This is a genomic window from Micromonospora sp. NPDC048871 (genome assembly GCF_043198155.1).
In the GTDB taxonomy this organism is placed as follows: Bacteria; Actinomycetota; Actinomycetes; order Mycobacteriales; family Micromonosporaceae; genus Micromonospora.
The window spans coordinates 23437-37185 of sequence record NZ_JBICUM010000009.1 but is presented as its reverse complement, the minus strand read 5'-3'; the positions used below and the strand labels follow the sequence as shown (position 1 = coordinate 37185).

The 13749-nt window shown below is 70.7% G+C and carries 12 protein-coding genes; 8 read left to right on the top strand and 4 right to left on the bottom strand.

Annotated features, from left to right (window positions below; translation table 11 throughout):
• The first annotated feature begins 418 nt into the window (after window positions 1-418).
• Entirely contained in the window at window positions 419-1279 is an 861-nt protein-coding gene (locus ACGFIK_RS19840; protein ID WP_327024134.1) for a bifunctional methylenetetrahydrofolate dehydrogenase/methenyltetrahydrofolate cyclohydrolase, read from the top strand.
• A gap of 176 nt (window positions 1280-1455) precedes the next feature.
• Window positions 1456-2406 (top strand): malate dehydrogenase, encoded by a 951-nt coding sequence (locus tag ACGFIK_RS19835; RefSeq protein WP_357531914.1) that lies wholly within the window; start codon window positions 1456-1458, stop codon window positions 2404-2406.
• Between the two features lie 78 nt (window positions 2407-2484).
• Here the strand turns inward: ACGFIK_RS19835 and ACGFIK_RS19830 are convergent, their stop codons facing one another.
• The gene (locus ACGFIK_RS19830) at window positions 2485-3252 is read right to left on the bottom strand and encodes a TetR/AcrR family transcriptional regulator (protein WP_357531913.1); all 768 of its coding nucleotides are present in this window, start codon (window positions 3250-3252) and stop codon (window positions 2485-2487) included.
• A gap of 77 nt (window positions 3253-3329) precedes the next feature.
• Between ACGFIK_RS19830 and ACGFIK_RS19825 the strand changes: the two genes are divergently transcribed.
• Both ACGFIK_RS19825 and ACGFIK_RS19820 read left to right on the top strand, forming a co-directional pair.
• Window positions 3330-3728: a VOC family protein gene (locus ACGFIK_RS19825; protein ID WP_357531912.1), complete on the top strand. Its 399-nt coding sequence runs from the start codon at window positions 3330-3332 to the stop codon at window positions 3726-3728.
• A 254-nt stretch (window positions 3729-3982) separates the two neighbouring features.
• Window positions 3983-5200, top strand: coding sequence for an NADP-dependent isocitrate dehydrogenase (locus ACGFIK_RS19820; RefSeq protein ID WP_327024138.1), 1218 nt, complete (start codon window positions 3983-3985; stop codon window positions 5198-5200).
• Between the two features lie 588 nt (window positions 5201-5788).
• Here ACGFIK_RS19820 and galT read toward each other — a convergent pair.
• The 3 genes from galT to ACGFIK_RS19805 all read right to left on the bottom strand — a co-directional run bounded on the left by galT (window position 5789) and on the right by ACGFIK_RS19805 (window position 10079).
• Complete coding sequence (galT, locus tag ACGFIK_RS19815; protein WP_393340584.1) at window positions 5789-6880, bottom strand: galactose-1-phosphate uridylyltransferase; 1092 nt, start codon at window positions 6878-6880, stop codon at window positions 5789-5791.
• Entirely contained in the window at window positions 6880-8409 is a 1530-nt protein-coding gene (gene cysC, locus ACGFIK_RS19810; RefSeq protein WP_327024140.1) for an adenylyl-sulfate kinase, read from the bottom strand. The genes galT and cysC overlap by 1 nt, the downstream gene beginning before the upstream one ends.
• Window positions 8410-8534: 125 nt before the next feature.
• Window positions 8535-10079: a glycosyltransferase family 2 protein gene (locus tag ACGFIK_RS19805; protein ID WP_327024141.1), complete on the bottom strand. Its 1545-nt coding sequence runs from the start codon at window positions 10077-10079 to the stop codon at window positions 8535-8537.
• 215 nt (window positions 10080-10294) lie between these two features.
• Here ACGFIK_RS19805 and ACGFIK_RS19800 point away from each other — a divergent pair, with 215 nt between their 5' ends.
• From ACGFIK_RS19800 to ACGFIK_RS19785, 4 genes are read left to right on the top strand one after another with little or no spacing between them, the layout of a single operon-like run.
• A complete protein-coding gene (locus tag ACGFIK_RS19800) occupies window positions 10295-11209 on the top strand; it encodes an ABC transporter ATP-binding protein (RefSeq protein ID WP_327024142.1) in 915 nt (304 codons plus the stop codon).
• On the top strand, window positions 11202-12080 hold the full coding sequence (locus ACGFIK_RS19795; protein WP_327024143.1) for an ABC transporter permease: 879 nt from the start codon (window positions 11202-11204) through the stop codon (window positions 12078-12080). Before ACGFIK_RS19800 ends, ACGFIK_RS19795 begins: the two co-directional genes overlap by 8 nt.
• Window positions 12077-13021: an ABC transporter ATP-binding protein gene (locus ACGFIK_RS19790; protein WP_357531907.1), complete on the top strand. Its 945-nt coding sequence runs from the start codon at window positions 12077-12079 to the stop codon at window positions 13019-13021. The genes ACGFIK_RS19795 and ACGFIK_RS19790 overlap by 4 nt, the downstream gene beginning before the upstream one ends.
• Window positions 13021-13731, top strand: a complete 711-nt coding sequence (locus ACGFIK_RS19785; RefSeq protein WP_393340580.1) for an ABC transporter permease subunit — start codon at window positions 13021-13023, stop codon at window positions 13729-13731. The genes ACGFIK_RS19790 and ACGFIK_RS19785 overlap by 1 nt, the downstream gene beginning before the upstream one ends.
• Window positions 13732-13749 lie beyond the last annotated feature (18 nt).

Below are 13749 nucleotides of genomic sequence, written 5' to 3'. Positions count from 1 at the left end.
AACGCAGCCGGACCCGGCACTGGGTGACTCTGCGTAACGAGAAGCAACGGTAGATCCGTGAGCTGCGGTCGACCACGTGCCGGTTGCGAACGGATAACGGAACGGGGTTCTGATGCTGGTCGGGTAGCCCTGCCCGTGCTATAAGTTCCTCCCGCTTTATCGCGACATCAGCGGGCAAAAGTCTGCGAGGTTTCGGGGAGGCTGGGGGAGGTTGGTGGCGAGTCGGGGCCGGTGCGTCGGCCTGCCGGGCTCCGGGGTTTTCTCGCCTGATTGTCCGGCCCGAGGACCGAACACCCCGCCAGGCGATCACCTAGCGTGATGATATGCACATTGCGGAGAGTGGTGCCTCGGCCCGGGTGTCGGTGAGCTGGCCTGGTCCACGCCAGCCGGACGTACCGGTCATGAGACGATCTGAGGCGTGACGGCGACGCTTCTGGACGGCAAGGCGACCGCAGCTGAGATCAAGGACGAACTGCGGGCACGGGTGAAGGCGCTGGCGGAGCGGGGCATCGTGCCCGGGCTCGGCACGGTGCTGGTCGGCAGCGACCCCGGCTCCCAGGCGTACGTCAACGGCAAGCACCGGGACTGCGCCGAGGTCGGCATCGCCTCGATCCGGCGGGAACTGCCGGCCGAGGCCACCCAGGCCCAGGTCGACGAGACCCTGGCCGAGCTGAACGCCGACCCGGCCTGCCACGGCTACATCGTCCAACTGCCCCTGCCCGGCCACCTGGACACCCAGCGGGTGCTGGAGCTGATCGACCCGGACAAGGACGCCGACGGTCTGCACCCGGTCAACCTGGGGCGGCTGGTGCTCGGCTACGAGGGGCCCCTGCCGTGCACCCCGCGCGGCATCGTGGAACTGCTCCGCCGGCACGAGGTGCCGCTGCGGGGGGCCAAGGTCGCCGTGGTCGGCCGGGGTAACACCGTGGGCCGTCCGCTGGGCCTGCTGCTCACCCGACGCAGCGAGAACGCCACCGTGACCCTGTGCCACACCGGCACCCTGGACCTCGCCGCGCACACCCGGGCCGCCGACATCGTGATCGTCGCCGCCGGGGTGCCCGGGCTGCTCACCGCCGACATGATCACCCCGGGGGCGGTAGTGGTCGACGTGGGCATCACCCGGGTGATCGGCCCGGACGGCAAGGGCCGCTACACCGGCGACGTGGACCCGGAGGTCGCCGAGGTGGCCGGCAAGGTCGTGCCGATGCCCGGCGGCGTGGGCCCGATGACCCGCGCCATGCTGCTCAGCAACGTGGTGGAGCGCGCCGAACGCGGCTGAGGTGTAAGGAAGGGCACCTTCTTAACGCCTCCGGTAGAGCAAGGGTCCCCTATTAACACCCAAGGCGGCGCAACGGAACCCCCAAGCTGCTCATAACCGTCCGCCCCTGGCCTGATCGGTGCCACCATGGCTGATACGGTCCGGAAAACCGACTGGTATCAGGGAGTGGGACGACCATGGGTAAGAAAGTCACTGTCGTCGGCGCCGGTTTCTACGGCTCCACCACCGCACAGCGCCTGGCCGAGTACGACGTCTTCGACACCGTCGTGATCACCGACATCGTGGAGGGCAAGCCCGCGGGTCTCGCCCTGGACCTCAACCAGTCGCGGGCCATCGAGGGCTTCGAGACCAAGATCGTTGGCGTCACCACCGGCCCGAACGGCGAGGGTTACGAGGCCATCGAGGGCTCGGACGTGGTGGTCATCACCGCCGGCCTGCCCCGCAAGCCGGGCATGAGCCGGATGGACCTGCTGGAGACCAACGCGAAGATCGTCCGCCAGGTCAGCGAGAACGTGGCCAAGTACGCCCCGAACGCCGTGGTGATCGTGGTCTCCAACCCGCTGGACGAGATGACCGCGCTGGCCCAGCTCGCCACCCAGTTCCCGCACCAGCGGGTGCTCGGCCAGGCCGGCATGCTGGACACCGCCCGGTTCACCAACTTCGTGGCCGAGGCGCTGAACGTACCGGTGAAGACCGTCACGACCCTGACCCTCGGCTCGCACGGCGACACCATGGTGCCGGTGCCCTCCAAGAGCTCGGTCAACGGCAAGCCGCTGCGCGAGGCGATGCCCGCCGAGCAGATCGAGGAGCTGGTCGTCAAGACCCGCAACGGTGGCGCCGAGGTAGTGGCGCTGCTCAAGACCGGTTCGGCGTACTACGCCCCCTCGGCCGCCGCCGCCCGGATGGCCAAGGCCGTCGCGGAGGACTCCGGCGAGGTCATGCCGGTCTGCGCCTGGGTCGACGGTGAGTACGGCATCTCCGGGGTCTACCTCGGGGTCGAGGCCGAGATCGGTGCCCAGGGCGTCAAGCGGGTAGTCGAGACCGACCTCGACGCCGACGAGCTGGCCGCCCTCAAGGAGGCCGCCGAGGCCGTCCGCGCCAAGCAGGCCGACGTGGCCTCCATGTAACCCCGCACCCCCTTTGCTGAGTTGATCAAGAGGTTTGCGTCTCGGAGGAACCGATCCGAGACGCAAACCTCTTGATCGTCAGGGGGAAGAAGGGGGATTGATCAGGGTGGTCAGGGCGTCCAGGACTCGGGCCAGGCCGAAGGTGTAGGCGTGATCGGGGTGGTAGGCGGCGTTGTGGGCGGCGCCGGCGGCGGCACCCACCCGGACGGCCGTGGGGTAGCGCCGCTCGTCGAGGACCTCGGCCAGCAGGGGGGCGTTGGCGGTCCACCACTGTTCGTCGGTCCAGGCGCTGGCCTGCCGGGTGGACTGGGCCTCGATCGCGGAGCGGGCCGCCGCCCGGACGAAGTCGAGGACGTAGGTCAACGCGGCGTCCCGGGTCACATCGTCCAGGCCGGTGTCGTCGAAGGCGCGTAGCTCGTACTCGTACTTGGCCATCAGGCCCGGCCCCAGCGGCGGCCGGCCGGTGGCGACCTCCGCAGCCCACGGATGGGCCGCGAAAAGCTCCCGGTTGTCCTGGGCCACCGCAGCCACCCGGGTACGCCACGACTGGCCGGAACGGTCCGGCCGGGGCATCTGCGCGTAGAGCGAGTCCAGCATCAGGTCGAGCAGTTCGGCCTTCCCCGGCACGTACGTGTAGAGGGTCATCGGCGCCACCCCGATCGCCTTGGCCAGCGACCGCATGGTCACCGCGTCCAACCCCGCACCGTCGGCCAACTCGATCGCGGCCTGCACGATGTCGTCCAGCGAGTGGCCCTGGCGTGGGCCGCGCCGCGGGCCCTCCTCGGTTCGACGCCACAGAAGTCGCAGGGTGTGGGCGGGATCTCCGCCTCCGGTCCGGTGGGGCATCCCTGGATCCTCGCAGGTCAAATCACCGTACGTAGTACGTAGTACAATGTACGAAGATTTCGTTTCTGGGAGGGCACGTGCAGATCACCGGATCGGCCATCTCGCTCAACGTCCAGGACGTCTCGGCCTCGGCCGAGTTCGTCAAGCAGCACTTCGGGTTCCGGGAGGAGATGTCGGCCGACGGGTTCGTGTCACTGACCCGCGAGGGGGTGGGCTTCAACCTGGTCTTCCTGCGTACCGGGCTGGCCAGCCTTCAGCCGCCGAGCCTCAAGGCCCAGCGGGCCGAGGGGGTGCTCGTCGCCTTCGTGGTCGACGACATCGACACCGAGTACGCCAAGATCCAGGCGGCCGGTGTGCCGATCACCACACCCATCCAGACCGAACCCTGGGGAGAGCGCTTCTTCCAGGTCACCGACCCCAACGGGGTGATCCTCCAGCTGGTGCAGTGGATGCACGACCCGGCGCAGGCTGGCTGAGCGCGGCGCGCGTACCTGCATGTTCCGGGCCCGGTGGGGTAATTCCGCGCCGGGCCCGGCGGCCCGTCCGAGCGCGCTGACCGAAATGCCGGACCGGCAGCCCCGCTCGTGACGCGAGGGTCCGGGAGCCGGGTGGTCCCGAGGGTTTCAGTCCCGGGCGGTCGGCCAACCGGTGGCCGCGACGTTCCCGGTTCGGGCGCGTCCAGTACGCTCGTACTGCTTGAGCATGTGTCCCCCGAGAGGAGCGCCGGCCGATGGCGAAGATCAAGGTAAACAACCCGGTCGTGGAGCTCGACGGCGACGAGATGACCCGGATTATCTGGAAGCAGATCCGGGAGCAGCTGATCCTGCCCTACCTCGACGTCGACCTGCACTACTACGACCTGTCGATCCAGCACCGCGACGCCACCGACGACCAGGTGACCGTCGACGCCGCCAACGCCATCAAGGAGCACGGCGTCGGTGTCAAGTGCGCGACCATCACCCCGGACGAGGCCCGGGTGGAAGAATTCGGGCTCAAGAAGATGTGGCGGTCGCCGAACGGCACCATCCGCAACATCCTCGGCGGCGTCGTCTTCCGCGAGCCGATCATCATGTCCAACGTGCCGCGGCTCGTCCCCGGCTGGACCAAGCCGATCATCATCGGCCGGCACGCCCACGGTGACCAGTACCGGGCCACCGACTTCGTCGTGCCCGGCCCGGGCAAGGTGACCATCACCTACACCCCGGCCGACGGCGCCGAGCCGATCGAGATGGAGATCGCCAACTTCCCCGGCAGCGGCATCGCCATGGGCATGTACAACTACGACGACTCGATCCGGGACTTCGCCCGGGCGTCGTTCCGGTACGGCCTGGACCGGGGCTACCCGGTCTACATGTCGACCAAGAACACCATCCTCAAGGCGTACGACGGCCGGTTCAAGGACATCTTCGCCGAGGTCTTCGAGAACGAGTTCAAGGCCGAGTTCGACGCCGCCGGCCTCACCTACGAGCACCGGCTCATCGACGACATGGTCGCCGCCGCGCTCAAGTGGGAGGGTGGCTACGTCTGGGCCTGCAAGAACTACGACGGTGACGTGCAGTCCGACACGGTCGCGCAGGGCTTCGGCTCCCTCGGCCTGATGACCTCGGTGCTGCTGTCGCCCGACGGCCGCACCGTCGAGGCCGAGGCCGCCCACGGCACGGTCACCCGGCACTACCGGCAGTGGCAGAAGGGCGAGAAGACCTCGACCAACCCGATCGCCTCGATCTACGCCTGGACCCGGGGCCTGGCCCACCGGGGCAAGCTGGACGGCACCCCGGCGGTCACCGAGTTCGCCAACACCCTGGAGCAGGTCATCGTCGACACCGTCGAGGGCGGCCAGATGACCAAGGACCTCGCGCTGCTGATCTCGCGGGACGCCCCGTGGCTGACCACCGACGAGTTCATGAACGCGCTCGACGAGAACCTGGCGCGCCGCCTCGCCGCCTGATCCGTCGTACCGAGCGAGCCCGTCGACCCCTCCGGGGCCGGCGGGCTCGCTCGTTCCCCGGCCCCCGGCTCGGCTTCCCCTCGCCGGCCCTCGGCTGGTCCCGGCCCCGGCCAGCCCTGAATCCCGCCACGGCTGGTCCCGGCACAACCGGCGTGTTCGGACAAGACGCGCAATCTGGCGTCACCTGCCCCGGCGTGCCTCGTTGACCTGAGTGGACGTGATGCCAGTCCCGTCCCTGGAAGGTTGATCGTGGCCGCCGTGCGGTCCGAGTGCCCAGCCAGCCTTCCCGGCTGTCGAGCACAGCCAGCCGTCCCTTCCCCGCGGGGGGCCCTGTCCCGGGCCCCCCGCGCCCTTGCGCCCTGTCCGGGCCTTGCGCTCCGTCTCCAGGACCTGCCGCTGCCAGGCGCAAAGAGGGTCCCGCGCCGCAGAAGGGGGTGTCGGTAAGTGCGCCGCCAGGTCCGGGGGAGGTGAGGTCGCGGGCAGGTCCGGGGAGGGTGCGGAGAAGGAGCGAGAGAGGGCGCGGCCGGCCAGCGGTGAGAGCAGCCTGGCGGCGGTGAGATCAGGCGGGTAGGGGCTTCTGGCTGCGGATCAGGAGGCTGCGGGTGCGGCGGCCCGGAGCAGGGCGGCGGCCTGCTCCGGGGCGATGTCGTTGATGAAGACGCCCATCGCGGACTCCGACCCGGCCAGGTACTTCAGTTTGTCCGCCGCCCGCCGGATGCTGAACAGTTGCAGATGCAGGTGCCCGAGTTCGCGGTCGATGCGTACCGGGGCCTGGTGCCAGGCGGCGATGTACGGCATCGGGCCGTCGAACAGCCCGTCGAAGCGGCGCAGCAGGTCCAGGTAGAGGGGGCCGAAGGCGTCCCGTTCGGCCTCGGTCAACGCGGGCAGGTCCGGCACCGGCCGGTGCGGAGCCACATGCACCTCGAAGGGCCACCGGGCGGCAGCCGGGACGTACGCCGTCCAGTGTTCGTTGGCCGCCACCACCCGCTCGCCGGAGGCGCGTTCGGCGCTCAGCACGTCGGCGTACAGGTTGCGCCCGCCGGTGCGGGCGGCGTGGCGGCGGGCCGCGGCCAGCAGTGACCGGGTACGCGGGGGTAGGAAGGGGTAGGCGTAGATCTGCCCGTGCGGGTGGTGCAGGGTCACCCCGATCTCCACCCCCCGGTTCTCGAAGCAGAAGACCTGCTCGACCTCGGGCAGCTCACTCAGCACGGTCGTACGGTCGGCCAGGGCGTCCAGGACGGTGCGGACCCGGCGCGGCGGCAGGTCCGCGAAAGAGGCCTGGTGGTCGGCGGTGAAGCTGACCACCTCGCAGCGGCCCCGGCCGGGTCGGGCCGGGGTAAGGGGGGTGATCTCCGCCGGTTCGGCGACCACCCGCGCGCTGAAGGCCGGGAATCGGTTCTCGAACACCACGACGGCGTAGTCGGGGGCCGGGATCTCGCTGAGCCGCTGGGGGGTGGAGGGGCAGAGCGGGCACTGGTCGGCCGGGGGCAGGAAGGTGCGGGTCTGCCGGTGTACGGCCAGCGCCACCCACTCGTCGGTCAGCGGGTCGTAGCGCAGCTGGGAGGCCAGCGGGGGAGGCGGCAGCTCCCGCCGGTCCGGCTGGTCCCGGACGACATCGTCGCGCTCGTCGTAGTAGATCAGCTCCCGGCCGTCGGCCAGCCGGATGGCGGTACGCCGCATCAGAAGGACTGCAGGCGCGGCTCGATCCAGCCGGTCTCGGTCAGGTGGATCAGGACCTGCTGGACCGCCTCGTCCACGTCCAGGTCACTGGTGTCGATGACCAGGTCGGCGTCGGTGGGCTCCTCGTACGGGTCGTCGATGCCGGTCATCCCGGTCAGCAGCCCGGCCCGCGCCCGCGCGTACAGGCCCTTGCGGTCGCGCCGCTCGCAGACCTCCAGCGGGGTGGCCACATGTACCAGCACGAACCCGGCGCCCGCCGCCACCGCCATCTCCCGGGCGGTCGCCCGAGCCTGGGCGTACGGGGCGATCGGGCAGCAGATGCCGATGCCCCGGTGCCGGGCGAGCTCGGCGGCCACCCAGCCGATCCGGCGTACGTTGGTGTCCCGGTCGGCCTTGCTGAAGCCCAGCCCGGCGGTCAGTTCCCGGCGCACCACATCCCCGTCCAGCAGGGTGATCGTGCGTTCGCCCTGCTCCCGTAGGGCATCGGCCAGCCCTCGGGCGATGGTCGACTTGCCCGAACCGGAGAGGCCGGTGAGGAAGACCACCAGGCCCCGGTGCCGTCGGGGTGGCCGGGCCCGGCTGAGCTCCTTGGCCACCGCCGGGGGAGTGTGCCACTCCGGCAGCGGGAAGCCCCGGTCCAGCAGGTCCTCGATCTCGTCGTGGGTCAGGGCGAGGCGACGGTTGCGCGGCGGGATGTCCTCCCGCCAGCGCCACTGGCCGTCCCGGTTGTCGTAGGCCAACTCCCGCGGCACCAGCACCCGCAGCCCGCCCCCGGAGAGCATCTCGCTGGTGGAGAGCAGGTGGGTGACGCCGTACGCGGCCGAGACCCGGGCCCGGAGCAGGGCGTCGCCGATCTCGTCCCGTCGGCGGGCCAGGGGCACCGCCACCACGGTCGCCGGGGGCATCCGGTCCCGCGCGGCGAACACGCAGCGCACCAGCGCCTCCGGCGGCAGCCCGCCGGTGCCGTCCTCGCCGACCGGAATCATGACCAGCAGGTGGGCGCTCAGGGTGCGTACGGCGTGCGCGATCTGGGCCAGTTGCGGCCGGTGCAGGGGCCGGTCGGCGATGACGCCGAGGACCCGTCCCGGTGGCAGCAGGGCGCGGATCTCCTCCGGGGTACGCCGTAACCGCTGGAACGGCCCGTGCCCCCCGTCACCGAGGCGGCGTACGCTGCCGCCCACCCCGGCCACCCCCTCGCGTACCTGCCAGGCGTCGGTGGCCTCCAGGGCCGCCACCGGGGCCCCCTCGCCGTCGGTGAGCACCAGGGTGCGTCCGTTCGGGTCGGCCAGGTCGATGTCGCGCAGCAGGGCGGCGGGCACCTGAAGGGTCACCGCCACCGGCCAGGGGGTGCCGTCGACGAGTCGGCCCCGGCGGCTGACCGAGACCAGGTCGGCCCGGGTCAGGAAGCCGGTCAAGGGTGCGTACGCACCGGTCAGCAGCAACTCCAGATCCGCGAGCTCGCCGGGACGCGGCGTGTACGCCGGTGCGTCCCGCAGCACCTCGTCGGGCAGCACCCACCCGTTGCTCATCAGACCCCCAACTCCGGCGACCGGCACACAGTTTTGCAGCCGACCGCCGATCGGTCGAGGGCACCACCGCCACCGGCCCGATCACGTTCACTACTGCCGGACAAAAGCCTCGGCGGCGTACCCGCCTAGGTTCGGGTCAGACCCAGTTGGCGCCGCACCGACCCCGCCATCCGCCGCAATCGGCCGGGTCCGGGTTGCGGTGGGGCCGGGGTCTTCTTCTTCCGCTTGTCCACCACCACCGGCCGGGCACCGTCCGCAGGGCAGGTGATCTCCAGGGGCAGCTTCGTGTCGAGGGACCAGCCGTAGCCGGTGACCCGGGCCTTGAGGATCCACCCGCCCTGGGTACGACCGCCGTTGAGGCCGGCGAAGTCGACCGTGACCGCGCCCCGGTAGTGCACCTGGAACTCGCCCCCGGCACCGGCCACCCGATCCACCTCGAAGTGCACCGGCAGGAAGAACTCCTCGTGCCCGGTGGCGTGCCGGGCGACCACGTCGAGGCGGGCCCGGCCCAGGTCCTCGGTGCAGTCGACCCACTCGTCCGGCACCTCGACCGGTACGACCAGCCGGTCCCGGCCGTCGACCTGCCGGATCGTGAGAGGTTCCTCGCCGCTGCGGAGCTGGCTGTTGAGCAGCACGGTCAGGATCGAGCCGGTCAACTCGTACGCCTTCAGGCGGGTCCGGGCGCGGATGTCGGCGTCCCATTCGGCCAACCTGAGCAGGTCCTCCACCCGTCCCTCGGTGACCAGCCCGGCGACCGTACGCTCCAAGGCCGGCAGTTGGCCCGCGACCGTCGGCGCGAACCGTTCCTGGATGGTCTTCCGCACCTCCGCGGCGACCTGGTCGACCCAGTCCCGGGGAGCGTTACGCAACCGGTTGCCGCGCAGCCGGCGGATCATCTCGGTGCGCAGCCACCGCCGGTGCAGCTTGTCGCGCATGGGCCCCGGCTCGGTGTGCGCGTCGACGATGTCCAGCACCTCACGCAGGCTGCTGTAGTAGCCGGCCGGCTCCATCCGGGTGGCGGTCAGGTTGCCCCCGTCCGGCCGCCGGGCATGGTGGTAGCAGGTGTAGTCCGAGAGCACACTCGTGCGCCGGGAGAGCAGGTACGCCCGGATGACGAAGTGGTGGTCCTCCAGCCGCTTGCGGTCCTCGTCCGGAAACCGCAGGTCGTGCTCCAGCAGGAAGGCCCGGCGGAACATCTTGTGGCAGGTGAGGCTCCCGATCAGCGGGGAGTCCGCCAGCCGGGCGTCGGGGCGGTTGACCCGGAACAGATCACGGGGCACCGACCTGCCGTGCCCGGTCATCTTGCCGATGGCGATGTCGGCGCCGTTGGCCACCGCGTAGCCGTACAGCCGTTCCAGGGCCTCCTCGGCCAGCCAGTCGTCGTCGTCGACGAACTGCACGTACTCGCCGCGCGCCCGGGCCAGGGCCAGGTTGCGGGGGCGCGACGGCCAACCGGAGTGCGGGCAGTGCAGCACCTCGACATTGGGGTGGGCGGCGGCCAGCGCCGCCAGCCGGGCGGGGGTGTCGTCGGTCGAGCCGTCATCGACGAAGATGATCTCGAAGTCCGTCGCCGGCATCGACTGGCGCAACAGCGAGTCGATCAACTGCTGGAGGTGCCCACCCGAGTTGTAGGTCGGGACCACCACACTTACCTTGACCTCGCCCGTCATGGCTCACCACTACCCATCGTGGCCGTCGGAAGACCGATTGGTGAGCTTCAGTCTGTACCAGACAGTCGATCTTTCCAGGGCGGGGTGGGTGCACGACCCTCCGGCGATCGCGCCGGATGCGGCGCCTCCCTAGGGGAGTCGCCGGAAGCAGGATCAGGGAAATCCGGGGCGTGTACCGGACAGATTACGTTGGCCTCCGTCTCTAGGCTGTCGACGTGACACTGATCGAAACCGAGTCGTTGACCAAGGTCTACGGCGGTGGGGTGACCGCGCTGTCGGAACTGACAGTCACGGTCCAGCCGGGAATCGTCGGTCTCGTCGGGGCCAACGGTGCCGGCAAGTCGACTCTGATCAAGCTCCTGCTCGGCCTGCTCACTCCGACCCGAGGCCGGGTCCGGGTGCTGGGCATGGACCCGACCACCGACCCGGCGGGGGTCCGCGCCCGGGTCGGCTACATGCCGGAGCACGACTGCCTGCCACCTGACCTGTCCGCCGCCGAACTGGTCACCCATCTCGGGCAGATCAGCGGCCTACCGCGCACCGCCGCCCGGGAACGGGCCTCCGAGGCGCTGCGGCACGTCGGGCTGCACGAGGAACGCCATCGTCCGGTGGGGGGCTACTCCACCGGCATGAAGCAGCGGGTGAAGCTCGCTCAGGCCCTGGTGCACGACCCCGACCTGCTGCTGCTCGACGAGCCCACCAACGGCCTCGACCCGGCCGGCCGGGACGCCATGCTGGCCCTGGTGCACCGGATCGGCACGGAGTTCGGCATCTCCGTACTGGTCTGCTCCCACCTGCTCGGCGAGGTCGAGCGGATCTGCGACACCCTGGTCGCCATCGACGGCGGACGGCTGCTGCGCGCCGACCACATCGCCGCGATGACCTCGACCACGGATGTGCTCGCCGTCGAGGTCAGCGAGGGCACCGAGGCCCTGGCCACCCGACTGGCCGCCCTGGACCTGCCGGTCAGCCGGGAGGGGCGGCTGCTGCTCGTCCCCCTGGCCGACCAGCAGACGTACGACCTCATCATCGGTGCGGTCGCCGACCTGGACCTGCCGCTGCACCGGCTGGACCAGCGCCGGCACCGGGTGGCCGAGCTCTTCGCCCGGAGGGAGGGCAGCCATGTCTGAACCGACCGGGGTCATCCACGACATCGGCTACCAGCGCTACACCGGCCCACGACTGGGCCGCCGACACGTCTTCGGCGCGCTGTACCGCCACGGGGTGCGGACCACCTTCGGGCTGGGCCGCAGCGCCAAGGCCAAGATCTTCCCCTGGCTGGTGGTCGGCATCGTCCTGATGGTGGCCGCCTCGCTGACCGCGATCAGCAGCCAGATCGGCCAGTCCCTGATGACGTACGCCCAGTTCGCGGACTCGATGAGCTGGCTGGTCATCTTCTTCGTCGCGGTGGCCGCGCCCGAACTGGTCTCCCGGGACCTGCGCAGCGGGGTGCTCCCGCTGTACTTCTCCCGGCCCCTGCCGACGGCCGACTACCCGTTGGCCAAGCTGCTGGCGCTGGTCACCGCCCTCTGGCTGCTGCTAGGTGCGCCGCAACTGCTGATGTTCCTCGGTGCCGCCTTCACCAGCGACGGCATGGGCGCGGTCTGGGACGAGCTGCTGGACCTGCTGCCCGGCCTGCTCTACGCCGGGTTGTGGGCGGTGGTCTTCGCCTCGGTGGGCCTGCTGATCGCCTCGCTGACCGGCAAGCGGGCCTTCGCCGCCGGTGGCATCGTCGCCGTGTTCCTGATGACCACCCCGATCGTCGGGGTCCTGTCGATCCTGCCCTCGCAGGCCGCCAACCAACTGGCCGGCATCGCCTCGCCGTCCACCCTGGTGCAGGGGGTCGGGATCTGGACCATGGGCGACCAACTGATCACCGAGGGGGAAGGCGGCCCGGACCTGGGATCCTTCGGCCCGGTGTACGCCCTGGTCGCCGTCGCCCTGGTCGCCGCCGGGGTCGCCCTGCTGCTGGCCCGCTACCGGAAGGTGGCCGCCCGATGACCACGACCAGTAATCCCGCCCCGGCCACCACCAGCACCCTCGACCTGGCCGGGGTGTCCCGCTGGTACGGCAACGTGGTGGCGGTCAACGACGTGAGCATGAGCCTGGGGCCGGGGGTGACCGGGCTGCTCGGGCCCAACGGCGCGGGCAAGACCACCCTGCTGCACATGATGGCCGGTTTCCTGGCCCCCTCCCGTGGGCAGGTCACCCTGGACGGTCAACCCACCTGGCGCAACCCGGAGGTCTACCGACGGCTGGGGTTGGTCAGCGAGCGGGAGGCCGTGCACAGCTTCCTCACCGCGTACGAGTTCGTGCTGGCCACCGCGAAGCTGCACAAGCTGCCCGACCCGCAGGCGGCGGCCCGCCGGGCGATCGCCATGGTCGAGTTGGAGAGCGCGCAGGACCGCCGGATCGGCACCTACTCCAAGGGCATGCGGCAGCGTGCCCGGGTCGCCGCCTCCCTGGTGCACGACCCCCAGGTGCTGCTGCTGGACGAGCCCTTCAACGGCATGGACCCGCGTCAACGGCTGCACATGATGGAGTTGCTGCACTCCCTCGGCGACGCCGGCCGCACCATCCTGTTCAGCTCGCACATCCTGGAGGAGGTCGAGCAGGTCTCCGGGACCGTGCAGGTGATGGTCGCCGGACGGCTGGCCGCCTCCGGTGACTTCCGCACCATCCGTCGGCTGATGACCAACCGGCCGCACGTCTTCGCCATCCGCTCCACGGACGACCGGGCCCTGGCCGTGGCCCTGATGGCCGAGCCCTCGGTGACCGGCGTGGAGTTGGGCCGCGACGGGCTGACCGTACGGGCCGGCGACTACGGCGCCTTCACCCGGGTACTGCCGAAGGTCGCCCTGGCCCGGGGCGTACGGGTGCGTCAACTGCTGCCCGAGGACGAGTCCCTGGAGAGCGTCTTCTCCTACCTGGTGGAGGCCTGATGTCCACTGTCTGCTGGATCACCGCGCGCGGGCTGTTCGGGCGTCGCCGGTTCCTTCTGCTGCTGCCGCTGCCCCTGCTGCTGGTCGTACTGGCCGTGCTGTCCCGAGGGCTGGGGGTGCCAGCTGACTCCTGGGGGCCGCCGGTGCTGGTCGGCCTCGGGTTGGCCGTGGTGCTGCCGGTGGTCGCGTTGATCGTCGGCACCGGGGTGCTCGGTGCCGAGATCGACGACGGCACGGTCGTACACGTCCTGACCACCCCCCTGCCGCGTTGGCAGATCGTGCTGCCGAAGCTGGCCGTGGCGGTCGGCGCCACCGCGGCCGCCGTGGCGGTGCCACTGTTCGCCGCCGGCCTGCTGGCCGACTCGGTACGCCTCGGACTGGGGCTGGCCGTCGCCGCCTCGGTGGGTGCCCTGGCCTACTCGGCGCTGTTCCTGGCGGCCAGCCTGCTGACCCGGCGGCCGGTCCTGCTCGGCCTGGTCTACGTGCTGATCTGGGAAGGGCTGCTCGGCAACGTGGTCACCGGCACCCGGGTGCTCTCCATCCAGCACTACGTGATCGCCCTGGCCGACCGGCTGGCCCCGACGAACCTGCTCGACACGACGGTCTCCGTACCGGTGGCGGCCGTGATGACCGTGCTGATCTGTGTCGGCTTCACCCTGCTGGCCATCAACCGCCTCCGCTCCTTCTCGGTAGCCGGCGAAACCAGCTGAGGTGTAAGGAAGGGCACC

What these genes read in the sequence shown, in the direction of transcription:
- ACGFIK_RS19835 (WP_357531914.1), top strand. Translation starts at nt 1,456, where the DNA reads ATGGGTAAGAAAGTCACTGTCGTCGGCGCCGGTTTCTACGGCTCCACC.
- ACGFIK_RS19830 (WP_357531913.1), bottom strand. Translation starts at nt 3,252, where the DNA reads ATGCCCCACCGGACCGGAGGCGGAGATCCCGCCCACACCCTGCGACTT.
- ACGFIK_RS19820 (WP_327024138.1), top strand. Translation starts at nt 3,983, where the DNA reads ATGGCGAAGATCAAGGTAAACAACCCGGTCGTGGAGCTCGACGGCGAC.
- galT (WP_393340584.1), bottom strand. Translation starts at nt 6,880, where the DNA reads ATGCGGCGTACCGCCATCCGGCTGGCCGACGGCCGGGAGCTGATCTAC.
- cysC (WP_327024140.1), bottom strand. Translation starts at nt 8,409, where the DNA reads ATGAGCAACGGGTGGGTGCTGCCCGACGAGGTGCTGCGGGACGCACCG.
- ACGFIK_RS19805 (WP_327024141.1), bottom strand. Translation starts at nt 10,079, where the DNA reads ATGACGGGCGAGGTCAAGGTAAGTGTGGTGGTCCCGACCTACAACTCG.
- ACGFIK_RS19795 (WP_327024143.1), top strand. Translation starts at nt 11,202, where the DNA reads ATGTCTGAACCGACCGGGGTCATCCACGACATCGGCTACCAGCGCTAC.
- ACGFIK_RS19790 (WP_357531907.1), top strand. Translation starts at nt 12,077, where the DNA reads ATGACCACGACCAGTAATCCCGCCCCGGCCACCACCAGCACCCTCGAC.
- ACGFIK_RS19785 (WP_393340580.1), top strand. Translation starts at nt 13,021, where the DNA reads ATGTCCACTGTCTGCTGGATCACCGCGCGCGGGCTGTTCGGGCGTCGC.